General features: G+C 72.9%; 26 protein-coding genes. 11 read left to right on the top strand and 15 right to left on the bottom strand.

Features of this window, described 5'->3' with window-relative positions; genetic code table 11:
- Positions 1 to 2: 2 nt before the first annotated feature.
- From AC5L30_RS19095 to rsmD, 4 genes are all read right to left on the bottom strand, one after another.
- On the bottom strand, positions 3 to 566 hold the full coding sequence (locus tag AC5L30_RS19095; RefSeq protein ID WP_110562455.1) for a YceD family protein: 564 nt from the start codon (positions 564 to 566) through the stop codon (positions 3 to 5).
- A gap of 109 nt (positions 567 to 675) precedes the next feature.
- The gene (locus AC5L30_RS19090) at positions 676 to 1,173 is read right to left on the bottom strand and encodes an SPFH domain-containing protein (protein WP_030335287.1); all 498 of its coding nucleotides are present in this window, start codon (positions 1,171 to 1,173) and stop codon (positions 676 to 678) included.
- A gap of 261 nt (positions 1,174 to 1,434) precedes the next feature.
- Positions 1,435 to 1,917 carry a pantetheine-phosphate adenylyltransferase gene (gene coaD, locus AC5L30_RS19085; protein ID WP_357261432.1) on the bottom strand — a complete coding sequence of 161 codons (483 nt, stop codon included), beginning with the start codon at positions 1,915 to 1,917 and terminating at the stop codon, positions 1,435 to 1,437.
- The gene (gene rsmD, locus AC5L30_RS19080) at positions 1,914 to 2,477 is read right to left on the bottom strand and encodes a 16S rRNA (guanine(966)-N(2))-methyltransferase RsmD (protein WP_494868810.1); all 564 of its coding nucleotides are present in this window, start codon (positions 2,475 to 2,477) and stop codon (positions 1,914 to 1,916) included. Before rsmD ends, coaD begins: the two co-directional genes overlap by 4 nt.
- A gap of 397 nt (positions 2,478 to 2,874) precedes the next feature.
- Between rsmD and AC5L30_RS19075 the strand changes: the two genes are divergently transcribed.
- Positions 2,875 to 3,837, top strand: coding sequence for an LPXTG cell wall anchor domain-containing protein (locus AC5L30_RS19075; protein ID WP_494868809.1), 963 nt, complete (start codon positions 2,875 to 2,877; stop codon positions 3,835 to 3,837).
- Positions 3,838 to 4,019: 182 nt separating this feature from the next.
- On the opposite strand, the gene recG is transcribed toward AC5L30_RS19075, so the two are convergent.
- On the bottom strand, positions 4,020 to 6,218 hold the full coding sequence (recG, locus tag AC5L30_RS19070; protein WP_494868807.1) for an ATP-dependent DNA helicase RecG: 2,199 nt from the start codon (positions 6,216 to 6,218) through the stop codon (positions 4,020 to 4,022).
- Positions 6,215 to 7,828: a DAK2 domain-containing protein gene (locus AC5L30_RS19065; RefSeq protein WP_494868805.1), complete on the bottom strand. Its 1,614-nt coding sequence runs from the start codon at positions 7,826 to 7,828 to the stop codon at positions 6,215 to 6,217. Before AC5L30_RS19065 ends, recG begins: the two co-directional genes overlap by 4 nt.
- A gap of 287 nt (positions 7,829 to 8,115) precedes the next feature.
- Between AC5L30_RS19065 and rpmB the strand changes: the two genes are divergently transcribed.
- A complete protein-coding gene (gene rpmB / locus AC5L30_RS19060) occupies positions 8,116 to 8,307 on the top strand; it encodes a 50S ribosomal protein L28 (protein WP_007456456.1) in 192 nt (63 codons plus the stop codon).
- 126 nt (positions 8,308 to 8,433) lie between these two features.
- On the opposite strand, the gene AC5L30_RS19055 is transcribed toward rpmB, so the two are convergent.
- On the bottom strand, positions 8,434 to 8,895 hold the full coding sequence (locus AC5L30_RS19055) for a GNAT family N-acetyltransferase (RefSeq protein ID WP_494868804.1): 462 nt from the start codon (positions 8,893 to 8,895) through the stop codon (positions 8,434 to 8,436).
- Positions 8,896 to 8,924: 29 nt separating this feature from the next.
- A complete protein-coding gene (locus AC5L30_RS19050; protein WP_494868802.1) occupies positions 8,925 to 9,914 on the bottom strand; it encodes a thiamine-phosphate kinase in 990 nt (329 codons plus the stop codon).
- Positions 9,915 to 10,010: 96 nt separating this feature from the next.
- Between AC5L30_RS19050 and AC5L30_RS19045 the strand changes: the two genes are divergently transcribed.
- The gene (locus AC5L30_RS19045) at positions 10,011 to 10,244 is read left to right on the top strand and encodes an Lrp/AsnC ligand binding domain-containing protein (protein ID WP_030487446.1); all 234 of its coding nucleotides are present in this window, start codon (positions 10,011 to 10,013) and stop codon (positions 10,242 to 10,244) included.
- A 9-nt stretch (positions 10,245 to 10,253) separates the two neighbouring features.
- Positions 10,254 to 10,934 carry a DUF3515 family protein gene (locus tag AC5L30_RS19040; RefSeq protein ID WP_494868799.1) on the top strand — a complete coding sequence of 227 codons (681 nt, stop codon included), beginning with the start codon at positions 10,254 to 10,256 and terminating at the stop codon, positions 10,932 to 10,934.
- Between the two features lie 72 nt (positions 10,935 to 11,006).
- Here AC5L30_RS19040 and AC5L30_RS19035 read toward each other — a convergent pair whose 3' ends face one another.
- Together AC5L30_RS19035 and AC5L30_RS19030 are read right to left on the bottom strand one after the other, a co-directional pair.
- The gene (locus tag AC5L30_RS19035; protein WP_355418280.1) at positions 11,007 to 12,107 is read right to left on the bottom strand and encodes a D-alanine--D-alanine ligase family protein; all 1,101 of its coding nucleotides are present in this window, start codon (positions 12,105 to 12,107) and stop codon (positions 11,007 to 11,009) included.
- Between the two features lie 196 nt (positions 12,108 to 12,303).
- Positions 12,304 to 12,522 carry a hypothetical protein gene (locus AC5L30_RS19030; RefSeq protein WP_145786786.1) on the bottom strand — a complete coding sequence of 73 codons (219 nt, stop codon included), beginning with the start codon at positions 12,520 to 12,522 and terminating at the stop codon, positions 12,304 to 12,306.
- Between the two features lie 278 nt (positions 12,523 to 12,800).
- Here AC5L30_RS19030 and AC5L30_RS19025 point away from each other — a divergent pair, with 278 nt between their 5' ends.
- On the top strand, positions 12,801 to 13,646 hold the full coding sequence (locus AC5L30_RS19025; RefSeq protein WP_433267623.1) for a helix-turn-helix domain-containing protein: 846 nt from the start codon (positions 12,801 to 12,803) through the stop codon (positions 13,644 to 13,646).
- Positions 13,647 to 13,651: 5 nt separating this feature from the next.
- Positions 13,652 to 13,852 (top strand): DUF397 domain-containing protein, encoded by a 201-nt coding sequence (locus tag AC5L30_RS19020; protein ID WP_494868796.1) that lies wholly within the window; start codon positions 13,652 to 13,654, stop codon positions 13,850 to 13,852.
- A gap of 41 nt (positions 13,853 to 13,893) precedes the next feature.
- On the opposite strand, the gene AC5L30_RS19015 is transcribed toward AC5L30_RS19020, so the two are convergent.
- From AC5L30_RS19015 to AC5L30_RS18995, 5 genes are all read right to left on the bottom strand, one after another.
- Entirely contained in the window at positions 13,894 to 14,943 is a 1,050-nt protein-coding gene (locus tag AC5L30_RS19015) for an ROK family protein (protein WP_494868794.1), read from the bottom strand.
- Between the two features lie 185 nt (positions 14,944 to 15,128).
- On the bottom strand, positions 15,129 to 15,914 hold the full coding sequence (locus tag AC5L30_RS19010) for a putative protein N(5)-glutamine methyltransferase (RefSeq protein ID WP_494868793.1): 786 nt from the start codon (positions 15,912 to 15,914) through the stop codon (positions 15,129 to 15,131).
- An 8-nt stretch (positions 15,915 to 15,922) separates the two neighbouring features.
- Positions 15,923 to 17,041: a cystathionine gamma-lyase gene (locus AC5L30_RS19005; RefSeq protein WP_494868792.1), complete on the bottom strand. Its 1,119-nt coding sequence runs from the start codon at positions 17,039 to 17,041 to the stop codon at positions 15,923 to 15,925.
- Between the two features lie 8 nt (positions 17,042 to 17,049).
- Positions 17,050 to 18,057, bottom strand: coding sequence for an NAD(P)H-dependent glycerol-3-phosphate dehydrogenase (locus tag AC5L30_RS19000; protein WP_494868790.1), 1,008 nt, complete (start codon positions 18,055 to 18,057; stop codon positions 17,050 to 17,052).
- Positions 18,054 to 18,791, bottom strand: coding sequence for a lysophospholipid acyltransferase family protein (locus tag AC5L30_RS18995; RefSeq protein WP_494868789.1), 738 nt, complete (start codon positions 18,789 to 18,791; stop codon positions 18,054 to 18,056). The genes AC5L30_RS19000 and AC5L30_RS18995 overlap by 4 nt, the downstream gene beginning before the upstream one ends.
- A gap of 128 nt (positions 18,792 to 18,919) precedes the next feature.
- Here AC5L30_RS18995 and cofC point away from each other — a divergent pair, with 128 nt between their 5' ends.
- The 5 genes from cofC to AC5L30_RS18970 are packed head-to-tail and all read left to right on the top strand — an operon-like array spanning position 18,920 to position 24,652.
- Entirely contained in the window at positions 18,920 to 19,567 is a 648-nt protein-coding gene (cofC, locus tag AC5L30_RS18990; protein WP_494868788.1) for a 2-phospho-L-lactate guanylyltransferase, read from the top strand.
- A 58-nt stretch (positions 19,568 to 19,625) separates the two neighbouring features.
- Positions 19,626 to 19,823: a cold-shock protein gene (locus AC5L30_RS18985; protein ID WP_030335323.1), complete on the top strand. Its 198-nt coding sequence runs from the start codon at positions 19,626 to 19,628 to the stop codon at positions 19,821 to 19,823.
- Between the two features lie 54 nt (positions 19,824 to 19,877).
- Positions 19,878 to 22,241: an RNA degradosome polyphosphate kinase gene (locus tag AC5L30_RS18980; RefSeq protein ID WP_494868786.1), complete on the top strand. Its 2,364-nt coding sequence runs from the start codon at positions 19,878 to 19,880 to the stop codon at positions 22,239 to 22,241.
- 24 nt (positions 22,242 to 22,265) lie between these two features.
- Positions 22,266 to 23,786, top strand: a complete 1,521-nt coding sequence (locus tag AC5L30_RS18975) for a CYTH and CHAD domain-containing protein (RefSeq protein ID WP_494868785.1) — start codon at positions 22,266 to 22,268, stop codon at positions 23,784 to 23,786.
- A complete protein-coding gene (locus tag AC5L30_RS18970) occupies positions 23,774 to 24,652 on the top strand; it encodes an NUDIX hydrolase (RefSeq protein WP_494868784.1) in 879 nt (292 codons plus the stop codon). The genes AC5L30_RS18975 and AC5L30_RS18970 overlap by 13 nt, the downstream gene beginning before the upstream one ends.
- Positions 24,653 to 24,667: the final 15 nt, after the last annotated feature.

The following is a 24,667-nucleotide window of genomic DNA, read 5'->3' as shown; positions in this document are numbered from 1 at the left end:
TCTTACTCCTCTGTAACGGTCAGTTGCGACAGGCCCGCCCAACGCGGGTCGATCTGCTGGTGACTGTGGTCGGCCGGCAGATCGTCCCAGTGCGCCCCGCATTCGGGGCACAGTCCTGGGCAGTCCTCCCGGCAGAGCGGGTTGGTCGGCAGTGTGAGCACCAACGCGTCCCGCAGCGCCGGCTCCAGGTCGATCAGATCGCCCTGCATCCGGCCCACCTCGTCCTCGTCGGTCGTGGCGTCCGTGGTGCTGTCCTCGTACGCGTACAGCTCCTGGATCGTCACGCCCATCGAGTCGTTGATCTCGCGCAGGCAACGGCCGCACTCGCCCCGGACGGGACCGGTGATGGTCCCGGAGACGAGCACGCCCTCGGACACCGACTGCAACCTCAGATCGAGGTCGAGGTCCGCGCCCTCCGGCACGCCGATCAACTCCACACCGAGGTCCGCCGGTGCCGGCACGACCCGCTGGACCTCACGCAACGCGCCAGGGCGACGCGGCAGGTCCCTCGTGTCGAGGACCAACGGCGACCTGGGGTTGAGTGTCGATGGCGAGTGCTTGGGCATAGTTAGACTCCGGCCGGTGAGAGGCCGACAAAAAAGGTTACCTGGACGACCGCCGGACCGTCGAACCGGGGGCGACGCCCGCCTGAGAAGTCGGCTGGTGAGGTGCCGCTCAGAAGGGTAGCGGGCGTTCCGCCTCATCCCCAGCGAAGGTGCCGATCTCCCGCAGCGCGTGCATCTTGTCCCGGCCGCGCTCTATCGAGGCCAGCGCCCGGGTGAGGAACTGCTCGAAGTTGGCCAGCGCGGTGTCGACGTAGTCGTCGACCTCCTCACGCAGGCGCTGCGCCTCGGCACGGGCCTCGCCGATGATCCGGGCGCCCTCGTGCTCGGCCGACACAGTGATCTCGTTCACCGAGACCAGGCGGGCGTGTTCTGCCTCACCCTCACTGATGATCCGGTCCGCCTCGCGCTTGCCGGCTTCCATGATCTTGTCGCGCTCCTCCAGGAGCGCGGCGGCGCGACGGAGGTCGGCGGGGAGATCGGCGCGCATCTCATCGAGGGCAGCGATCATCTCACCCCGGTCGACCATGCAGTTGTTGCGCGACATCGGGACGGAGCGGGCCTGCTCCAGGATGGCGATCAGTTCGTCGATGCGATCGAGCGGGTCCACCGGCTACCTCACTCCTGTCGTTCGTCGGCCGACCTCCATGATGCGGGCTACGGCCGTTCCCCGCGCCACCAATCATGTCGTGCCCGCCCCACCGCCGCCCCACTCACCCCAACCCGGCGAGTCGCGACATAGTCACCCCTGGCTCCCGCCGCACCTCCCCCGCGCTGATCTCGCACTTCCGGTTGCGCCGAACCACCCCGAAGGGGCACGACCCGGGAACGACAAGTGCAGGACCGCGGAGGTGAAGGGGGTGAGGTGAGGTCAGTGGCGGGGGCCCAGGCGGGCCTGGAGGGCTTCGCGGACCGGATCGGGAACGTGGGCGGAGATGTCGCCACCCCACTTGGCCACGTCCTTGACCAGGCTCGACGAGAGGAACGAGTAGAGCGGGTTGGTCGGCATGAAGAGCGTCTCGACACCGGCCAGACCGATGTTCATCTGGGCCATCTGCAACTCGTAGTCGAAGTCGCTGACCGCCCGCAGACCCTTGATCAGCACACTGGCCTGCTGGGCCCGGCAGAAGTCCACCAGCAGCCCTCGGAACGACTCGACCCGCACGTTGCCGTACGACGAGGTCACCTCGCGGAGCATCTCGATGCGCTCCTCGACGGTGAACAGGCCACTCTTCGACTGATTCACCAGCACACCGACGATCACCTCATCGAAGAGCCGGCTGGCCCGCCCGATGATGTCGAGGTGTCCGTTGGTGACCGGGTCGAACGAACCGGGGCACACCGCACGTCTCATGATCGGCGACCGTACCAAAGGGTGGTCTCGCCGTAGCGGCGACTGCGCTCGGCGGTGATCCCCTCCACCCAGTCGAACTCCCTGGTGCGGCGGGACCGCTCCACCACCACCAGCGCGTCGGGCGCCAGCCAGTCGCCGCCGACCAGCGCGGCCAACAGCGCGGTGATCTCCTCATCCGGCACCGCGTACGGCGGGTCGGCGAAGACCACGTCGTACGGCTCGCCGTCCGGCCCGGCGGCCAGCACCGTCGCCACCTTGCCGGTGACCAGACGGGCTGCCGGACCGGCGCGGAGAGCCGCCACGTTCTCCCGGATCACCCGGGCCGCCCGCGGGTCGGACTCGACCAGCAGCACGTGCCGGGCACCCCGGGAGAGCGCCTCCAGCCCGACCGCGCCGGAGCCGGCGTACAGGTCGGCGAAGCGGGCGCCGTCGAGATCGACCTCGGCTTGGATGGCGCTGAACAGCGCCTCCCGGACCCGGTCCGAGGTGGGTCGGGTGCCGGCGCCGGGAGGCGCGGCGATCCGCCGGCCACCGAGCGTCCCGGCCACGATCCGGGTCACCGTTTCCTCCTGCTCATGCTCGCGACGCTACGCGATGCGGCGCGGACCCGGTCAGGACGGCGCGGATCCGCGGAGTCGACCGGCCGGCGACGACGCGGAGTACCTGAGCAGCGCCGACAGCGCGGCATCCACCGTGGAGCCGTGGCGGGTGGCACCGTCCCCAGTGACCGGACCGACACCTTCGGTTCATCAAAGATCACGAATCGACTACATTGCCCGATGGCAATGATCTGAACTCCCCTCATTAACCACCCATCAGTACAGTCTCCCCCTGTCCCCGCTTTCGCCGCGGGAACACCACCGCGTCGCGCGACGCCCCGGTGAGCAGGTGACCCCCCGGTCACGATGTCTCCCGGCCTCCCGCCACGCGATCCGTACCCCCTCACCAGGAGCAGGCGTGAACCCTCCCAAGTCTCCGTTCCGGCGCGTCGCGGCCATCGCCGCAGGCGCCTTGATCGGCATCGCCGGCGTCGGCGTCCTCGCGAGCCCCGCGAGTGCCCACCACCCCGAGCCCTCCGGCACCTACTGCCTGACCTCCGACGGCCAGGTCAAGGTGACCTGGACGGTCGGCAACAGCGAGAACATCGACGCGAAGATCACCAAGCTCGAGTCGACCGTCCCGGCCGACTTCACTGGCGGCTTGGCGAAGGACGCCACTCTCCCGGCCAAGGGCGAGGGTTTCCTCACCGGCACCCAGGCCCACCGCTTCGACCAGAAGCGGCCGACGGTCGAGCTGACCGTCGAGGCGCGGTGGGTGCGCTCGGACCGGATCGTGACCGAGGAGCGGACCGTGGCCGCCGAGCCGAAGGGCACCTGCGCGGCAGAGTCCACGCCCTCGCCGAGCAGCCCGACGCCGACCGCCACCCCGTCGGCGACCCCCACCCCGACCCCCACTGTCGCCTCTCCGTCGCCGAGCCAGCCTCCGACGCAGAGCCCGACCCCGACTGCCACCCCGGCTCCGGCCGAGCCGGTGGGCTCGGTCGAGTCGACCTGCGACAAGCTCACCTTCACGATCGAGAACCCCGCCGACGGTGAGACCGTCACGCTCACCCTGACCCCGAACAAGGGCGAGGTGAAGACGCTGGTCGTCAAGCCGGGCGAGACCGGTTCCGTCTCCTTCGACGCATTCGAGGGTCTGGTCGTCACGCCGGCCGCCGAGGGCCTCGACGACACCGCGCCGATCGCCTGGGAGCAGCCGGCCGACTGCGCCCCGGGTCAGGGTGGCGGTAAGGACGAGCCGGCTCTGCCGCTGACCGGTGCTGCCACCGGCGGCATCATCGCCGGCGCCGTGGTGCTGCTCGCTGCCGGTGCCGCCCTGTTCGTGGTGGCCCGTCGTCGTCGGGTTCGCTTCACCGCCTGAGACAACCCGCTCTGACACCTGAGGGCGCGTCGACCACCCGGTCGGCGCGCCCTCAGCCAGGTAATGGCCTTACGTGATCGACTCGACATCACTGAAACCGGGGTATCCCCGTCGGCGGGATACCCCGGTTTTCAGAAAGCCGAGTGGATCAACGGCGAGGCGGCCGGCGGCCCGGCGCGTGGTCAGCCCTTTTCCAGGTACTCCGCGCGGTCCTCGTCCACCAGCGCGGCCACCGAGGCGGCCAGCGCCGGGTTGCGGGTCAGCTCCGGGTCGTCCTCGATCAGGGTGACCGCCTCGGCGCGGGCGTCGCGGATCAGGTCGGCGTCGCGCCGCAGGGACAGCAGCCGTAGGTGCGAGCGGTGCCCGGACTGGGTGGCACCCAGCACGTCGCCCTCGCGGCGCTGCTCCAGATCGAGTTCGGCGAGCTTGAAACCGTCGCTCGTGGACGCCACCGCGTCCAGCCGCTCCCGCGCCGACGAACCCTCGGCCGCCTCGCTGACCAGCAGGCAGAGCCCGGCGGCGGCGCCCCGGCCGACCCGGCCCCGCAGTTGGTGCAGCTGGGAGACACCGAACCGGTCGGCGTCCAGCACGATCATCACGGTCGCGTTGGGCACGTCCACGCCGACCTCGACCACAGTGGTCGCCACCAGCACGTCCAGGTCACCGGCCGCGAAGGAACGCATCACGGCGTCCTTCTCGTCGGCCGGCAGGCGACCGTGCAGCACCCCGATCCGCAGGCCGTGCAGCGGGCCCTCGGCCAGCAGCGGGGCCACCTCGGTCACCGCCAGCGGTGGCCGACGGCCGTTGTCGTCCTCGGGTGGCGGTTCCTCGTCCGACGCAGGCCCGTCCCCGATGCGCGGACACACCACGTACGCCTGGTGGCCGGCGGTCACCTCCTCGCGCAGCCGACGCCAGGCCCGCTCCAGGTAGGCCGGCTTCTCGGCGGCCGGCACCACGTGCGAGGCGATCGGCGACCGCCCCCGGGGCAGTTGGGAGAGCGTGGACACCTCCAGGTCGCCGTAGACGGTCATCGCGACCGTGCGCGGGATCGGGGTGGCCGTCATCACCAGCACGTGCGGCGGCTGGTCGGCCTTGGCCCGCAGGGCATCGCGCTGCTCCACGCCGAAGCGGTGCTGCTCGTCGACGACCACCAGGCCGAGGTCGGCGAAGTCGACCCCCTCGTAGAGCAGGGCGTGGGTGCCGAGCACGATGCCGGCGGCGCCGCTGGCCACCTCGCCGAGCGCCCGACGGCGGGCCGCCGCGCCCAGCGAACCGGTGACCAGCTCGACCCGGGTGGCGTGCTCGGCGGAGCCCAGCTCACCGGCCCGCCCGAGCGGCCCGAGCAGGTCGAGCATGCCGCGGTGGTGCTGGGCGGCCAGCACCTCGGTGGGCGCCAGCAGGGCCGCCTGCCCACCCGCGTCGACCACCTGGAGCATCGCCCGCAGCGCCACCACCGTCTTGCCCGAGCCCACCTCGCCCTGCAACAGGCGGTGCATCGGGTGCGGGGCGGCCAGGTCCGCCGCGATCTCCACACCCACCTCACGCTGACCGGCCGTCAGCTCGTACGGAAGTCGGGCGTCGAAGGCTTCCAGCAGCCCGCCCGGGCGCGCCGGGCGGGGCCGGGCGGGCCAGTCGGCCGCCCGGTGCTTGCGCTGCACCAGGGTCACCTGGACGGCGAAGGCCTCGTCCCACTTGAGTCGCCGACGCGCCTGGTGCAGCGCCTCCTTGCTGGACGGCCGGTGGATCTCGGTCAGCGCGGCGCCCAGCCCGACCAGCTTGCGGCTGGCCCGCACGGCGCTCGGCAGTGGATCCTCCGGCGGGGTGAACGTGTCCAGTACGACGCGCACGCAGCGCGCGATCACCCAGGTCGGCACGGCCGCGGCGGCCGGGTAGACCGGGATCAGCGCCCCGGCGAACTCCTCGATGTCCTCGCTGACCGCCGCCTCGCCGTCGCCGCCCTCGCCGAGCAGGACGTACTCCGGGCCGTTGAGCTGCCGTTTGCTCCGGAACTCGGTGACCTTGCCGGCGAACAGGCCCCACCGGCCGGGGCGCAGCTCCCGCTCGCGCCAGGCCTGGTTGCCGAAGAAGGTCAAGGTCAGCACCCCGCCGGAGCCGTCGCCGACGGTCACCTCCAGCAGGTTGCCCCGCCGCTGGCGCATCGGGCGCACCGTGGTGCGCTGCACCTGGGCCAGCACGGTGACCTGCTCACCGACGTCCAGGGAACGGATGTCGGTGTGCTCACCACGCTCGTCGTAGCGACGCGGGAAGTGGTAGACCAGGTCACCCGCGGTGTGCAGGTCGAGGTGCGAGGCCAGCGCCTTGGCTGTCTTGTCCCCGACCAGCTTCTTCAGCGGAGTGTCCACCGTGGCTGGTTCGCTCATTCGATCCCTACCAGGAGCGGATAAAACGGCTGGCCGCCCGGGTACGCGTGCACCTCGACGAACGGCCAGCGTCGCGCGACGTGCGCGCGGACGGCATCGGTGAGCCCGGTTGGTGCGTCCACCCCGGCCAGCAGGGTGACCATCTCGCCACCACCGCCGAGCATTCGGTCGACCACCGCCGCGCAGGTGTCGGTGAGGTCGGTGCCGATCAGGTGCACCTCCCCCTCCACCAGCGCCAGCACGTCACCGGGACGGCACGGGCCGGCCACGGTCAGCGCCTCCCGGCTGGCGTGGCAGACCTCGGCGTAACGGCAGGCGCCAGCCGCCTCGGCCATCGCGATGACGTCGTCCTCGAATCGGCGGTCACCGTCGCGGACCGCGAGGGCTGCGAGGGCCTGCACCGGCGAACGGGTCGGCACCACGCTCACCTTGATGCCGTACCGATGGGCCTCGCGGGCGGCCGCGCTCGCCACTGCCTCGGTGTTGGCGTCGTTGGGCAGCACCACCACCCGGGCCGCGCCGGTGCTGCGGACGGCGTCCAGCAACTCACCCGTGGACGGGTTGGCCGGCACTACGGTGGCGCCCTCCGCGGCGAACAGGTCGGCGATGCCGCCGCCGGTGGCCACCACCACCGCGGCCCGGCCGGCCACCACCGGGCCGGCGGGCGGCTCCTGCTCGTCGGCGAAACGGGTCACCGAGATCCGGTACGGGCGGCCGGCGACGACACCGGCCTCGACCGCCGCGCCCACGTCGTTGACGTGCACGTGCACGTTCCAGGTGCCTTCCGGCTCACGCCCGTCGCCGACGACGACCAGCGAGTCTCCCAGGGCGTCGAGTGCCCGCCGCAACCCGGTGACCGCCTCGGCTCGGGCATCGAGCAGGAACTGCACCTCGTACGCGTACTCGTCGGAACCGGTCTCGCGGGCGACGGTGGCCGCCGGGCGGGCGGAGCGTGCCGTTGGCGCGGGCTGGGCCGTGCGCTCCCCGGTCAGCACCTCGACCAGGGCGTCGAGCAGCACGCAGAGCCCTCGGCCACCGGCGTCGACCACGCCCGCGCGGGCCAGCGCCGGCAGTTGCTCCGGCGTCCGGGCGAGCGCCTCGGTCGCCGCCCGGGCCGCGACGCCGGCCACCACCGGCAGGTCGTCGCTGTCCGCGCCTTCGGCCGCGGCGGCGGCGGCCGCGACCACGGTGAGCAGGGTGCCCTCGACCGGCCGGGAGACCGCGGTGTACGCGGCGGCGGTGCCGGAGCGCAGCGCGGCGGCCAGCTCCCGGCCGCGCACCGCCGGCACCCCGGCGACCTGGTCGGCGAACCCCCGCAGGATCTGCGAGAGGATCACCCCGGAGTTGCCCCGGGCGCCGAGCAGCGCACCCTGGGCCATCAGCCGCAGCGCGTGCCCGTGCGCGGTCGGCCCGCTGTCGGGAAGAGTGTCCAGATCCATGGCGAGGGCCTGCTGGGCCGAGGTGAGGGTGAGCACCAGGTTGGTGCCGGTGTCGCCGTCGGGCACCGGATAGACGTTGAGCTGGTCGATCTCGCCCTGGTGGCGCTTCAGTGCGGCCAACCCGCTCGCGCACCAGCGGCGGACCGCGGCGGCGTCGAGGGTGTCCAGCACGGGCAGAAGCCTACTGGCGCACGCCGACACCCGTCGGACTCGTCCGGCGTGTCCTCCGCGCCCCGGGCCGGCGCTGGCCGCAGCGGGGACGAGCCCCTCCGGTACCCTTGCCGCCGGGCCGGCCCACCGTTGGGCGGACGGGCCCACGACCAGGCGGGAGCCGGGGCACGGGCGAGCGCCGGACCGGGCCGGTTGGCCGGGTCGGCGAGTCATCGGGTAACCTGACCAGGTTGCCCGGGCAGCACCTGCCGGCGACCTCATGAACGTATCAATCCCAGGAGTATCCCGTGGCTAGCGTGTGCGACGTCTGTGGCAAGGGACCGGGCTTCGGCCACAACGTGTCCCACTCGCACCGGCGGACCAACCGCCGCTGGAACCCGAACATCCAGTCGGTGCGTACCCCGGCCGGTGGCGGCAACACCAAGAAGTTGCAGGTCTGCACCTCGTGCATCAAGGCCGGCAAGGTCACCCGCGCCTGACGCGGTAGCACCCACCTTCTCGTACGGCTCAGCCGGCGGACCCCGAGGGTCCGCCGGCTCTGTCGTGTCCCCGGGGCAGACGCCGCACACCGGCCAGGCCGGGCCCGCCGAGGCCCGGCCCGCAGGTCAGAGGGTACGGCCGAAGGAGACGCAGCCCTCCGCGTCCTTGTAGAAGCCGAAGTTCGGGATCCGCTCGTACCCGGCGGAACCGTACATGGCGATCGCCTCGGGCTGTTTGTCGCCGCATTCCAGGACCACCCGCTTGCGGCCCTGCTCGCGGGCCGAGCGCTCGACGGCCGCCAGCACCGCGCGGGCCACTCCCCGCCCCCGCGCCGCCGGCGCCGTGTACATCCGCTTCAGCTCCGCGGTGTCCGCGCCGTGGCTGCGCCAGCCACCGCAGCCGACCGGCTCGCCGGCCAGGTAGGCGACGAGGAACGCGCCGTTGGGCGGCTCGAACTCGGCCGCGTCCACCGGGGTGTCGTCGCCGGTGCCGCCGTAGCGGGCGCCGAGGTCGGCCAGTGCGGCGTGGATCAGGTGCTGTGCCACCGGTGCGTCGAACCGCACCACCCGGATCTCGATCTCACTCACGGCATCCAGGGTACGGCGGCGCGCGGGCCTCACCGGAAGTGGTCCCAGCCGGCCGGGCCGTCGTAGGCGACGCCGTCGACCGTCACGCCGGCACCGTCCGTGACCAGGCCGATCTGCCGCCAGCCCGGCGGCAGCACCACCGCCGGGGGGAAGGTCGCGGCCAGCGCGTGGTCGTCGCCACCGGCGAGGATCCAGGTGTACGGGTCGACGCCGAGTGCCTGCGCCGCGTCGGCCATCTGCCGGGGCACCTCGAACCCGTCACGGCGTACGTCGATCGCCACGCCGCTGGCCGCCGAGACGTGCCCGAGGTCGGCGAGGAGCCCGTCCGACACGTCGATCATGGAGGTGGCGCCGAGCTGGGCGGCCTGCGGGCCGGCCTGGTAGGGCACCTGCGGTCGCCGGTACGCCTCCACCAACAGCCGGGGGGTACGGAAGCCCCGGGTCAGCACGGTCAGCCCGGCTGCCGCGTACCCGGTGCGCCCGGCCAGGGCGAGCACGTCCCCGGGTCGGGCGCCCGAGCGCAGCACGGGCGGGCGGCCCGCCAGGTCGCCCAGCGCGGTGACCGCGACGGTCAGGGTGGGACTGGCCGACATGTCCCCGCCGACGACACTCGCGCCGACCGTCGCCGCCTCCGCGGCCAGCCCGTCGGCCAACTCCTCCGCCCAGCCGGTGTCCAGGTCCGCCGGCATGCAGAGAGCCACCAGCAGGGCGGTCGGGGTGGCACCCATCGCCGCGATGTCCGCCAGGTTGGCCGCTGCCGCCCGGTGCCCGACGTCGCGGGCCGAGGACCAGTCCCGGCGGAAGTGCCGCCCGTCGACCAGCACGTCGGTGGAGGCCGCCACCCGGCCGTCCGGCGCGGCCACCACCGCCGCGTCGTCGCCCGGGCCGAGCAGGGTCGTCGGCCCGTACGACAGCCGGGCGGTGATCCTTCCGATCAGCCCGAACTCCCCGATCCCGGACACACCGACGCCACCGTGGGCGTTCCGCCCGTGCTGCCCGGCTCCGCCGTGCTCGCTCACCGCTGCTCCTTGACGACCGATAGGGATCAGACCTGGTCCGTAAGGTAGTTTCACCCTTCGGGCCGCTCCCGGGCGGCGACGGACGGAGGTCGAGTCGTGGTACAGGCGTACATCCTCATCCAGACCGAGGTCGGCCGCGCACGTGACGTGGCGGGTCTCATCGCGGACATCCCTGGCGTGGTACGCGTCGACGCCGTCACCGGGCCGTACGACGTGGTCGTCCTCACCGAGGCGAACACCGTCGACGAGCTCGGCAAACTCATCGTCAGCAAGGTGCAGATGGTGCCCGGCATCACCCGCACCCTCACGTGTTCGGTGGTGCGGCTGTAAGTGGACGAGATGACGACCTCCTCTGCTCTGGACGACGACGCGGCGCGCGACGCGGCCGACGGGACGTCCGAGCCGGCTGACGGTAACCGCGAGTCGACCGATCCCGCCGCCGCCGCGCCGGCCGGCCGCGATCGGACCATGCGGGGCGCAGCCCTGCTGGCCACGTTGATCGCGCTGCCGATCACCCTGCTGGTGGCCGTGCTGGCCTTCACCAAGCTCAGCCCGGACGCGCCGGCCGCCACGCCGACACCCTCGGCGACCACCGTCCGGACGCAGTCCACCACCCCGGTGGAGATGGCCGCCCCGGCGCTCGCCGCCCGCCCGGCCACGATCTGCCGGGCCCTGCTCTCCCAGCTTCCGGCGAGCGTCCGCGACCTGGCCCAGCGGCCGGTCACCGCCGGTCCGGAGCAGAACGCCGCGTACGGCGACCCCGCGCTCACCGTGGCCTGCGGCGGCACCGAGCCGGCGTTCCCCAGCACCGACGAGGTCTGGACGGTCAATCGGGTCTGCTGGCACCTGGCCGAGCAGGCCGACGCGGCGGTCCTCTCCACGGTCGACCGGGAGACGCTGATCACCGTGCGCGTCCCGCGCTCGTACGAGCAGCCGTTGCAGTGGTTGCCGGCGATCTCCAGCACGATCGTGGCGAGCGTGCCCTCCGGCGGCGCCATCCCGTCCGGCTGCCAGCGCTGAACTCGAACCGACCCCGCCCGCGCCGACTGACCTGCGCGGGCAGGTCGGACGGCTCAGTGCAGGTCGGACGGCTCAGTGCAGGCCGACGCCGCGCCGCTGGGCGGTACGGATCAGCCGGTTGACCAGCTTCGGGTACTCCAGGCCGGAGGCCGCCCACATCCGCGGGAACATCGACGTCGGGGTGAAGCCGGGCATCGTGTTGATCTCGTTGAGGTAGACGTCCAGCTCGGGGGTGACGAAGAAGTCGGCCCGGGCCAGACCGGCGCAGTCCAGCGCGGTGAACGCGCGGACCGCGTACTCCTGTACCTGGCGGGTGACCTTCTCCGGCAGGTTGGCCGGAATGTCGTACTCGCAGGAGTCGTCGAGGTACTTCGCCTCGAAGTCGTAGAAGTCGTGGTCGGCGACGACCCGCACCTCGGCCAGCACGGACGCCTCGGGCGCGCCACCGGCCTCGCCCTCCAGCACACCGCACTCGATTTCGCGGCCGACGATCGCGGCCTCGATGATGACCTTCGGGTCGAACTGCCGGGCGGCGGCGACCGCCGCGTCCAGCTGCGCCCAGTCGGTGACCTTGCTGACGCCGAACGACGACCCGGCCCGGGACGGCTTGACGAAGACCGGCAGGCCGAGCCGCTCCTTGTCCTGTTCGCTGAGCGTCATCCCGTTGCGCAGCACGGCGTACGTGCCGACCGGGATGCCCTCGACGGCACAGAGCTTCTTGGTGAATTCCTTGTCCATGGCGGCCGCGGAGGCGAACACGTTCGCCCCGACGTAGGGGATGCCGGCCATCTCCAGCATTCCCTGGATGGTGCCGTCCTCGCCGTAGGTGCCGTGCAGCACCGGGAAGACCACGTCCACGTCGGCCAGCGCCCGGGGGCCCTCGGTCGGGTCGAGCACCATCAGTCCGTTGCCGGTGGGGTCGGCGCGCAGCACGATGTCGTCGCCGGAGTCGGCGGTGATCTCGGGCAGCTGACGGGCGTTGATCGCGAGCTGGGCGGGATCGCCGTTGGTCAGTACCCACTGGCCAGCCCGGGTGATGCCCACCGGCACCACCTCGAACTCGTCCGGGTCGAGGGCGCCGAAGACGCTGCCGGCGCTGACGCAGGAGATGCCGTGCTCCGGGCTGCGGCCGCCGAAGACGATCGCCACGCGGGTCTTGCCTGGGGTGGTCACTCCGGTCACCTCTTCGTACGCGACTGCGGCTGGTCGTGCTCGCCGGTGGCGCTCACCCGGTTGACCTTACTGTGCGTGGCGGCAGGGCGAGGCGATACCCGGCGAGCCACGGCGCGACACGGCAATCGGTCAGCAGAGGATATACGGTGCGTGATCGGACGTAGCGGTGTCGCAGGCCGCCGACCTGGGCCTTCGCTCAGTCCCGGGAGTGCCGGCGACCGACCGCGATCACCTTCACCCGCTGCCGACCGGCCCGCACCATGCCCAGTGCCATGAACGCTCCGGCGATGCGGTCGGCGGCCTCCCGGCTGCTGGCTCCGACGACCTGCCGGCGCCGTTCCGGCGCGACCCGCTCGTTGCGGTTGACGCCGTCGACGGGACGCACGTCGGTGAGCACCACGAGGAAGCGGGTCATCGCGTGCCGCCCGAGAGTACGGCGGGGGGCTCCGGGCGGGTTCGCACGTCGTCTCCTTCCGGCAGGCCGGGATGGCGGGGCGGCACGCGACGATCGGGTACGGGGGAGAAACCCGATCGCCGCGCGCCCCATCCCCTCCGGTCGCTCACCACCACCGTCGCCACGACAACCGGCGGTGAGGACGCCATAACAGATTGACACGTGTACAGCCGTGAATGCAACTCTCATCGACGTTCTCTCATGCAGACGTTCCCGCAAATGTGTGCGACCATCGATGCATGGCCCCGAAGACCGCCCGTGCCCGCCGGCTCGGCATCGCCCTGCGCCATCACCGGGAAGCCGCCGGGCTGACGCTGGAGACCGCGGCGGATGAGATCAACAGCACCCGCAGCACCCTCTCCCGGTACGAGAACGCCCAGACCCTGATCAGCCCGGCCACCGTGCGCGCACTGCTCACGTCGTACGGGGTGGGCGCCGAGGAGGTGGCCGCTGCGGTGCAGCTCGCCAAGGACGCCCGCAAGCCCGGCTGGTGGGTGTCGTACTCCTACCTGCTGGATCCGCGCACCATCGACTTCATCGCGCTGGAGGCCGAGGCGACCGCCATCGCCAACTTCGAGCCCTCGGTGGTGCCCGGCCTGTTGCAGACCGCGGACTACATCCGTGGCGTGATGCGCGGCGGGCCGCACACCCTCGGCGACGACCTGGTGGAGCAGCGGGTCAAGATCCGGCTCGACCGGCAACAGCGGCTCACCGCTGACCAGCCGCCCATCCTCGACGCGATCATCGACGAGGGCGCGCTGCTACGCCCGGTCGGTGAGCAGTCGGTGATGAACGGGCAACTACGGCACCTGGTCAAGATGGCCGAGTTGCCGAACATCAGCGTCCAGGTGATCCCGCTCTCCGCCGGCTACCACCGGGGCACCCGGGGTTCCCTGCACATCCTCGAGTTCGCCGACCCGGAGGACCCGATCATCGCGTCGGTGGAGACCGTCGCGGGTCAGATGATCCTCGACCGCGCCGGTGAGACGCGTACCTGCACCAAGATCATGGAGCATCTCCGAAGCGTGGCGCTCAGCCCGGCGGACAGCCGCGAGATGCTCCTGTCAGTCCTGAAGGGACGGTAGGACCGATGACCCCGATGATCACAGCGGCCTTGGCCGCGGCGCCGTGGCGCAAGAGCAGCCGCAGCGGCGACGAAGGCGCCTGCGTGGAGGTGGCCGCGATCCCGCGGCTCGTGGCCGTCCGCGACTCCAAGGACCCGGCTGGCCCGGCCCTGCTGTTCCCAACGGCGGCCTGGGCCGCCTTCGCCCAGGCGCCACCCCGGCGCTGACCAGCCGTGCCGAGCCGGCGCGGGTCGAGGCCCGCGCCGGCTCAGGCAACCAGCGGACGGGGCTCCGGAACGGCGCGTAGCGCCTCCAGCGCCGCGATCGCGACGCCTCGGGCACCGGCCATGTCCCGGTCCGGCACCAACGCGAAGGTGGCCACCGCGGCCTGCTCCTCGCGGAGCACGGTGTGCTCGCGAACCGTCGCCAGGAACCAGTCACGGAACTCCGGTGCCGCCTCCACCACCCCGCCGCCGACGAAGTACGCGTGCGGGTCGGTGAAGTTCGCGGCGACGGTGAAGAGCCGCCCCAACGCCATCGCCTGCTGGGTGAAGAGGTCCCGGGCGAGGGCGTCCGCGCGCTCGCCGTACCCCCGGACCAGCTTGGCCGCCCGGGCCACCGGCTCGGCGGCGAGCGGATGGTCGGGGTACCGGGTCAACCAGTACGGCAGCAGGTTCCGTTCGATACCGGTCAGCGAGGCGACGCTCTCGACATCCCCGGTGAAGCCGCAGGCGCAGGTGGGTTCCGGCTGACCCGGGCCGAGCAGCCCACTCAGCGGGATGTGCACGTGGCCGAGTTCCCCCGCCATCCCGGCCGCGCCGGCGATCACCCGACCGCTCTCGACCACACCGCCGCCGAGGCCGGTGCCGACGATCGCGGACACCGACGAGCGGTTCATCGCGTCGGCGCCGAAGTAGACGTGGTGGGCGTAGAGCGCGGCCGCGTTGCCGTCGTTGTGATAGATCACCGGCAGGCCGAGCCGTCGCTCCAGCGCCCCTCGCACGTCGAAGCCGCGCCAGGCCGGTTGGGAGAAGTTGGTGGAGCCCCGCGACGAGATGACACCCTCGGCGCTGGCCGGGCCGGGAGTGTCCAACCCGACCGCCTGGACCAGGTCACGCGGCACACCGGTCTGTGCCAGGGCACCGTCCAGCGCCCGGGCCAACGCCTCGATCGCCGCCTCTGGCCCGGACCGCACCTCGCTGGGGATCTCCAACAGCCCGTCCACCAGGAAACGGCCGTCCACCGTCAGCACGGTGGCGTTGTTGCTGGTGCCGCCGTTGTCCAGCCCGACGACCACCGGCACCCCTGCGCTGCCCACCGAAACCGCCTCCCGCCGTCATGAGTGTGAGCCGAGGCTAGTGCCAACCCCCCTCCCCCGCCATGCCCGGGCGACCCCCACCCTCCCCGCGATCTTGCACATGCTGTCCCGACGAAAGGGGTATCCCACTCATCCCGACAACCGAAACCGCAAGATCGCGGGGAGAGATGGGGTGGGGCGGGGGTTTAGGGGTGGCGGGCGGATACCGCGGTGGCGTCCAGGTCTTCGTCGTGGTGAACGGTTGGTATCAGGCCGGCCGCTGTGAACGCGTCGCAGAGGGTCTTCACCTGGGTGGTGCCGGCTTCGACCACCAGGTGGCCGCCGGGGGTCAGCCAACCGGCGGCGTCGGCACCGACCCGGCGCAGCACGGAGAGCCCGTCCGGGCCGCCGTCGAGCGCCACCGGGGCCTCGTGCAATCGCGCCTCCGGCGGCATCAGCGCGACCGCGTCGGTCGGCACGTACGGCGCGTTGGCGACCACCAGGTCCAGCCGGCCCCGCCACTGCCCGGGCAGCGGCGCGAAGAGATCGCCCTCGTACACCTCGACGTTCAGCCCGACGACGTTGCGGCGGGCACAGGCCACCGCCGCCGGGTCGATGTCGGCGGCGGCCAGCCAGCGCGGCGCGAGCCGGTGCGCCACCGCGACGGTGGTGGCCCCGGAGCCGCAGCAGAGGTCCACCACGGCCGGCGCCGCACCGACCAGCTCGGCGGCCACCTCGACCAGCAGGGCGGTCCGGGCCCGGGGCACGAAGACGCCCTCGTCGACGGCGATCCGCAGGCCGCAGAACTCCGCCCAGCCGAGCAGGTACTCCAGCGGTTCGCCGGCCACCCGACGGTCGGTCAGGTCGGCCAACGCCGCCGGGCTGCCCGCCGCGGCCAGCAGCAGCTCGGCCTCGTCCTCGGCGTAGACGCAACCGGCGGCCCGCAACCGGCCCACCAGGGCGGCCCGGTCGGTGCCGGAGGGAAGCGTCATCGGAGACGTCAGACCGATCCCGCCACATCCAACGCGGCGGCGATGTCGGCCACCAGGTCCGCGGTGTCCTCCGCGCCACAGGAGAGCCGGACGAAGCCGGGAGCGGTGTCATCGCCCCACTGGGCCCGCCGGTCCGCCGTGGTGTGCAGGCCACCGAAGGAGGTCGCCGCCGCCACCAGCCGGGCGGCCTCGACGAATCGGCCCACCCGGTCGGCGTCGCCCAGGTCGAACGAGAGCACCCCCGGTATCCGCCGCATCTGCGCCGAGGCCACCGGGTACGCGGGGTCGTCCGGCCGCCCCGGCCACCGCAGGCCGGTCACGTCCGACCGACCGGCGAGCAGGTCGACGACAGCGGCGGCGTTCGCGCTCTGCCGTGCCAGCCGCAGGTCGAGAGTGGCCAGTGACCGGTGGGCCAGCCAGGCGTCGAACGCGCCCGGAACCGCCCCGGTGGTGGTACGCCAGGTGGTCACCGCGTCGATCAGCTCGGCGGACCGGCTGGCCAGGTAGCCCAGCAGCAGGTCGGAGTGGCCGGTGAGCGCCTTCGTGCCGGAGGCGACCACCAGGTCGGCACCGAGGTCCAGCGGACGCTGACCGAGCGGGGTGGCCGTGGTGTTGTCCACCGCGAGCAGCGCGCCGGCGGCGTGCGCCCGCTCGGCCAGGGCTGCCACGTCCACCACGTCCAGGCCCGGGTTGGCCGGCGTCTCCACCAGCACCAGCCGGACGCCCTCGAACGACGGGTACGGCCCGACGGTCGGCACGAAGAGCACCCGGACGCCGATGGCCTCCAGCACGCCGGTGGCGAACGCCCGGACCGGGAAGTATCCGTCGGTGGGGAGCACCACGGTGTCCCCCGGCCGCAGCAGGGTGAGCAGCAGGCCGGTGATGGCCGCCTGGCCGGTCGCGAAGACCCGGCAGTCGCCGCCCTCCAACTCGCCCACCGCCGCCTCCAGCAGCCGCCGGGTCGGGTTGTCGGGGCGACCGTAGCCGTTCGGCGACGTGCCCTGCCCCGCAAACGGGTCGAGGTGGTACGGCGCGGCGAAGACCGGCCCGGGCAGGAACGGGTCCCCCGGTGCCGGCTCGGGCAGGCCGGCGCGTACGCAGCGGGTGCCGTCTCCCCACTCGCTCATCGGGTTCCTCACTCGTACGACTCGGGTTTGGCGGTGCGGCTCATCAGGGTCTCCACGGCGAGGCGCGGGTCCATCCCCTCGTGGCAGATCCGCTCGACGTGCTCGGTGATCGGCATCTCCACGCCGTGCGCGCGGGCCAGGTCGCGGATCGCCAGGCAGCTCTTCACGCCCTCGGCGGTCTGCCGGGTGGCGGCCTGGGCCTGCTCCAGCGTCTCGCCCCGGCCCAGGTGCTCCCCGAAGGTGCGGTTGCGGGCCAGCGGGGACGAGCAGGACGCGACCAGGTCGCCCATGCCGGCGAGGCCGGCGAAGGTGATCGGGTCCGCGCCGAGCGCCACGCCCAGCCGGGCCGTCTCGGCCAGCCCACGGGTCATCAGCATGGCCCGGGTGTTGTCGCCGAAACCCATCGCCGTGGCGATGCCGTACGACAGGGCGATCACGTTCTTGACCGCCCCGCCCAGCTCACAACCGATCACGTCGTCGTTGGTGTAGGGGCGCAGGTACGGCGTCCGGATCGATGACTGGACGAGCGTGGCGCGGTCGCTGTTCGTCCCGGCGACCACGGTCGCGGCGGGCTGCTCGGCGGCGATCTCCGGGGCCAGGTTCGGGCCGGACACGACGACCACCCGGTCCGCGGCGACCCCGGCGGTCTCCACGATGACCTCGCTCATCCGCTTGGTGGTGCCCAGCTCGATGCCCTTCATCAGCGACACCAGGGTGGAATCCGGGTGCAGGTGCCCGGCCCATTCGGCGAGGTTGCCGCGCAGGGTCTGCGACGGCACCGCCAGCACCACCACCTCGGCGCCGGTGATCGCCTCGGCGGCGTCGGCGGTGGCGGTGACGCGGGCCGGCAGCAGCAGGTCGGGCAGGTACTCCGGATTGCGGCGCTCGGCCCGGATGCTCTCGGCGACCGGCGCGCGGCGGGCCCACACCGTCACGTCCCGCCCCGCGTCCGCGAGGATCTTGGCGAACACGGTGCCCCAGGAACCGGCACCGAGCACCGCGACGTGACCGCTCATGCCGCGTCGTCCCGCTGCTCGCGGCCGGCGGAGGACCGGGCCGGTCGATCCCACAGTGGCGGCGGGGTACCGCCACGGATCTCGGCGAGCATGTCCCGCAGCCGCAACATGATGGTGTCCGTCATCTCCTCGAGGGTGTCCCGGGTCGGCTGGGCGTCCGCCCACCGGCTCAGGTCGATCGGCTCCCCGGCGGCAACGGTCACCGGGATCCGGGGTCGCAGGCTGACACGGGTCGTCCGCGGGTCGAAGATGCGTTCCGGCCCCCACATCACCACCGGTACGACCGGGGCGCCGGTGGCCAGGGCCAGCCGGGCCGCACCGGTCTTGGCCCTCATCGGCCAGAGCTCCGGCTGTCGCGTGGTGGTGCCCTCAGGGTAGATCACGACCGCGCCGCCCTCGTCGAGCGCGGCGACCAGTGCGTCCAGTGAGCGGACGGCGTCCGCGCTGCCCCGCTCGACCGGGATCTGCCGGCACCGGTGCAGGATCCAGCCGACCACCGGCACCCGGAACACGCTGGCCTTGCCCAGGTACTGCGGCCAACGCCCGGAGTCGTAGATGAAGTGCGCGGACACCAGCGGGTCGGCGTGGGAGATGTGGTTCGCCACGATGATCATGCCGCCGTCGCGGTGGAGATGCTCCTGACCATGCCAGGTACGCCGGGTCCAGACGGTCATCACCGGCTTCACCAGCCCCACGGCGAACCGTTGCCAGAACCCCAGCCTCCGCCGTGCCACTGTGCCTCCTCGTCGCGTCCCAACCCCGCCGCGAAATCCCGCCCGCGACACCCGCAGCGGAAATCATGCCTGCTCGCCCCCGGTACGGCCAGCGAGGGGCCTGTCGTCCGGCTGGCAGGATTACGGACGTGAGTCAGCCGAGGTGGGCCGTGGTGGTGCCGGTGAAGCAGTTGGCCGCGGCCAAGAGCCGGCTGCGGGGCGCGCTGCCCGGCGTACCGCACGAGGAGCTGGCGCTGGCCCTGGTGGCCGACACGCTCCACGCGGTGCTGGCCTGCCCGGCGGTCGCCGAGGCCCTGGTGGTGACCGATGACGCCCGGGTGGCGGCGGCGGCGCGGGCCGCCGGCGCGCGGGTGCTGCCGGACGAGCCTGACGCCGGCCTGAACGCCGCGTTCCGGCACGGTGCGGCCGGGACCGCCGCCGGGTGGGTGGCCGGGATCACCGCGGACGTGCCGGCGCTGCGCCCGGCCGAGTTGGCCGGTGCGCTGCTCGCGGCGCAGAGCGGCCGACCCGCGGCACGCCGGTTCCTGCCGGACGCACCCGGTGGGGGCACGGTGCTGCTCACCGCTCCACCGGGGGTGCCGCTGGATCCGCGCTTCGGGGTGGGTTCGGCGGTCGCGCACGCGGCGAGCGGGGCGCTGCCGCTCGACGGCGACTGGCCCGGACTGCGCCGGGACGTGGACACCGCCGCGGACCTGGCTGCCGCCGCCCGGCTCGGGCTGGGGCCGCGCACGGCCGCCCTCGTGGCCGCCGGTCGCCCCGCCCGCGCCGCCGGCTGAGCCACCCGGTGGGCTGAGCCCGCGCCACGGGGTGAACCCCCGGGTGTACGGTGCCAGCATGCAGGGCACGGTGGCCAGCTACGACGCGGCGACGCGCAGCGGTGTCCTGCTGCTCGACGACGGCACCGAGATGCGTTTCCCCGCCCGGGCCTTCGACGCCTCCGGGCTGCGACTTCTTCGGCTCGGCCAGCGGGTCCGCATCGACACCGATCCCGACGGCGAGGTTGTCCGGGTGACATTGCCGACGATGATCTGAGCCGGCGAGCCCAAGTTCATTTTGCGTTTACCGTAATCGGGTGATTATGAGCGGGTGAGCACCCCTCGCGAGCAACCGGCCCACCCGCCCGCCACCGACCTCCGCAACGGCTCCCGCACGCGCGGCACCGACGGACGCTTCCGCCCGTCCCGCGCCGAACGGGCCGGCGCCGCCCGCGCCGACACGCTCGCCGACGATCCCGGCGCCGCCTCCTCCGGGCTGGACGAGGTCATCGACCCCGTGCCGAAGGTCGAGGCGGACGGCCCGGCCGCCGGTGACGTCCACCAGGTCCTGCCGGGCGACCTGCCCTCCGGTGCCGCACCGGAGGACGACGACGATTCCCCGGCGGCCCCGCCGCTGCCGGAGGACCGGTTCCTCAACCGGGAGCTGTCCTGGCTCGACTTCAACGCCCGGGTGCTCACCCTGGCCGAGGACCAGCGCACCCCGCTGCTGGAACGGGCCAAGTTCCTGGCCATCTTCGCCAGCAATCTCGACGAGTTCTACATGGTGCGCATAGCCGGGCTGAAGCGGCGGCTCTCCGCCGGCCTGCCGGTGCGCGGCGGAGACCGGCTGCCCCTGCGGACGCAGTTGGAGCTGATCGCCGAGCGGACCGGCGCCCTGGGCGCCCGGCACGCCGCCTGCTTCGTCGACGACGTGCTGCCCAAGCTGGCCGACGAGGGCATCCGGATCCTGCGCTGGGGCGAGCTGGGCGACGGCGAGCGGGAGCGGTTGCGCACCTACTTCCGGGAGCACATCTTCCCGGTGCTCACCCCGCTCGCGGTGGACCCGGCGCACCCGTTCCCGTACATCTCGGGGCGGTCGCTGAACCTGGCGGTGGCGGTTCGTGACCCGGACGGCGGTTCGGAGCTGTTCGCCCGGGTGAAGGTGCCCAACAACGTCCCCCGCTTCGTCCGGGTGGACCGGGACCAGCCGGGCGTCCGGATGCTGCCGGTGGAGGACCTGATCTCGGTGCACCTGGGGCAGCTGTTCAGTGGCATGCAGGTGGTCGAGTGCCATCTGTTCCGGGTCACCCGCAACGCCGAGGTCGAGGTCGACGAGGACCGCGACGAGGATCTGCTCCAGGCCCTGGAGCGGGAGCTGGCCCGGCGGCGGTTCGGTCCCCCGGTCCGGCTGGAGGTCGCCGCGTCCATCTCCGACCACATGTTGGAGCTGCTCGTCCGCGAGCTGGACATGGACGACCAGGACGTGCTGCGGGTGCCCGGCCTGCTGGATCTGTCCGCGCTGTGGCAGGTCTACGGCGAGGCGGACCGGCCGGACCTGAAGGACCCGCCGTTCGTGCCGGCCACCCATCCCCGGCTCGCCGAGGGTGAGGTGCCGCGCAGCGTCTTCTCCACCCTGCGCGACGGCGACGTCCTGGTGCACCACCCGTACCACTCGTTCGCCACCAGCGTGCAGCGCTTCATCGAGCAGGCCGCCGCCGACCCGAACGTGCTGGCCATCAAGCAGACCCTCTACCGGACCAGCGGCGACTCCCCGATCGTCGACGCGCTCGTCGACGCGGCCGCCGCCGGCAAGCAGGTGGTGGTGCTGGTGGAGGTGAAGGCCCGCTTCGACGAGGTGGCCAACATCGGCTGGGCCCGCACGCTGGAACGCGCCGGCTGCCACGTGGTGTACGGCCTGGTCGGCTTGAAGACGCACTGCAAGACCGCGCTGGTGGTCCGGCAGGAGGGCAACCAGATCCGTCGCTACTGCCACATCGGCACCGGCAACTACCACCCGAAGACGGCCCGACTGTACGAGGACTTCGGCGTGCTCACCGCCGACCCGGAGATCGGCGCCGACCTCACCGACCTGTTCAACGTGCTCACCGGGTACAGCCGGCAGACCGCGTACCGGCGGTTGCTGGTCGCCCCGCAGGGCATCCGCAGCGGCCTCATCGAGCGGATCGAGCGGGAGATCTCGCACGTCCGCCTCGGCATGCCCGGCCTGGTCCAGTTCAAGGTCAACTCACTGGTCGACGAGGGGGTGACCGACGCGCTGTACCGCGCCTCCCAGGCCGGCGTCCACGTCGACCTGCTCATCCGGGGGATGTGCACGCTGCGCCCCGGGGTGCCGGGGTTGTCGGAGAACATCCGGGTCCGCTCGATCCTCGGTCGGTTCCTGGAACACTCCCGGGTCTTCCGGTTCGGCAACAACGGCGAGGCCGAGTTCTGGATGGGCTCGGCCGATCTCATGCACCGCAACCTGGACCGTCGGGTGGAGGCGCTGGTGCAGGTGAGCGACCCCATCGCCCGCGCCGAACTGGACCACGTGCTCACCACCGCGATGAGCCCCGAAGTGGACGCGTTCGAGCTGGCCGGCGACGGCACCTGGACCCGGCGTACCGGAGGTGACGTCGCCGCCCGGGCCCATCTGCAGGAACTGCTGCTGCGCCGCGTCGGTGGCACGGCCAGCTGACCGCGCAGCGCATAGGCTGAGCTGATGGTCGAGGAGGAGCAGAAGTACGAGGTGGACGACGCCTACGTGCTGCCGGACCTGACCGGCAGCGCCCCGGCGGGAGGTCGGGTCCGGGCGCTGCCACCGGTGACGTTGGTCGCCCGCTACCTCGACACGGTCGACCTGCGGCTGGCCCGGGCCGGTGCCTCGCTGCGCCACCGCCGGGGTGACGAGCTGCCCTGGACGGTGAAGCTACCGACCGGGACGGCGGGCGTCCGGCACGAGATCTCCCGTCCGGGGCCGAAGGGGCAGCCGCCGCCGGAGCTGGTGGAGTTGGTCACCGTCCTGCACCGGGGGGCGCCACTGGCCCCGGTGACGGTGCTCCGGACGGTGCGGCACGCGTACGAGGTGTGTGACCGGGCCGGCACGGTGCTCGTCGAGGTGGTGGACGACCGGGTGACAGTGCTCGACGACGCCGGTGCCACCACCGATACGTTCCGCGAGGTGGAGGTGGAGCTGAAGGCCGGCGACCGGAAGCTGCTCGACCGGGTCGGCGAGGTGCTGCGCGAGGCTGGCGCGCAGGGCGGGTCGTTCACGCCGAAGCACGTGCGGGCGTTGGGCGCGACAGCGCAGGCCGACCCGGACCTGGTCGCGCCGGCCGGGCTGACCGCCGAGCCGAGCGCCGGTGACGTGGTGACCGAGGCGGTACGCAAGGAGGTCCGCCGGCTGTTGGCGCACGACCCGCTGGTCCGGCTGCGCGCCCCGGCCGGCGGTGGCGACAGCGCGGTGCACCAGATGCGGGTGGCCTGTCGACGCCTGCGCAGTGATCTGCGCACCTTCAAACCGTTGCTGCGCAAGACCTGGTCCCGCCCGCTGCGTAGCGAGCTGCGCTGGTTGGCCGGTGTCCTCGGCGCGGCCCGCGACGCCGAGGTGCTGCGCGCGCGGCTGCGTCGCACCGCCGACGCCGATCCGCTGAGCCCGCTCGACCGGGGCGCGGTGGATCGGCTGGACGAGGTGCTCGCCGAACGGCAGCGACGGGCGCTCACCGCCATCGACGAGATGCTGCGCTCCGCGCGCTACCTGGCTCTGGTGGATTCCCTGGTGCTGGCCGCCCGCGCGCCCCGCCTCACCCGCCGGGCGGCCGCGCCCGCCGCGCAGGCGCTACCGGCGCTGGTGGCGCGCCCCTGGCGGCGGTTGACCGGGCCGGACGGCGTCGACGGGCTCGACGCGCAGTCGCCGGACGACCGCTGGCACGCCGTTCGCAAGGAGGGCAAGCAGGCCCGGTACGCGGTCAACGCGGTGGCCCCGACGGTCGGCAAGGGCGCGCGCCGGCTGTCCCGTGCCCTCGCCCGGGTGCAGGACGTGCTCGGCGAGCACCAGGACGCGGCGGTGGCGGCGGACACCTGGCTGGAGATCGCCGCCGAGCGGCCGGACGACCACGAGCTGGCGGTCACCGCCGGACGGCTGGCCGAGCGGGAACGCCTGTCGGTACGCCGGACGCGGGCCCTCCTTCCGGCCGCCTGGCACCGGGCCACCCGGCGACGGCGGACCAGTTGGCTGCCGTGACCGGCATCCGGGCGGCGGGCGGGGTGGCCTGGCGGCCAACCGACGACGGCGTACGCGTCTGCGTGGTGCACCGCCCCCGCTACGGCGACTGGACGCTGCCCAAGGGCAAGCTGGAGCCGGGCGAGCGTGCGCTGGCCGCGGCGGTCCGTGAGGTGGCCGAGGAGGCCGACGTGCGGGGCGTGCCGCAGGTTCGGCTGCCGTCGGTGCGGTACCGCAGCGAGGGGCAGTCCAAGCTGGTCGACTACTGGTCGATGCTCGCGGTGGCCAGCGGCGGTTTCCAACCGGGCACCGAGGTGGACGACATCCGCTGGCTCGCGGTGGACGACGCGATCCGGTTGGTCAGCTACCCCCACGACGCCGAGGTGTTGGCGGCGTTCGCCGCGCTGCCGTCGGTCACGGCGACGGTCGCGCTGGTCCGGCACGCGCACGCCGGTAAGCGGGCCACCTGGTCCGGTCCGGACGTCGGACGGCCCCTGGACGCCGAGGGGTGGGCCCAGGCGAGCGCGCTGGCCGAGCTGATCACCCTGATCCGACCGGCCCGGCTCGTCTCGGCGTCGCCGCGACGGTGCGTGCAGACACTCGACCCGGCCGCCGCGTTGCTCGACCTGCCGATCGAGGTCTGCGGCGACCTGGACGAGCCACAACCCGGCCAGCAGAGCGACGAACAGATCCTGGCCACCGCCGCCCGGCTGCTGGAGTTGGCCGGCACCGGCGGGCAGGCGGCGGTGTGCAGTCAGGGCAAGGTCCTGCCGGGCGCCCTGGAGCGGCTGACCGGCCGCACCGACGAGGACTTCGCCACGCCGAAGGGCGGTGGCTGGCTGCTCGCCTTCGCCGCCGACCGGCTGCTGGCCGCCGATCGCCTGTAGGGCCCGCGTTCGCGC

The sequence above is a fragment of the Micromonospora sp. BQ32 genome, assembly GCF_059358895.1.
Note: the sequence above shows the minus strand (reverse complement) of the source record. Positions and strands in the feature narration are given on the sequence as shown.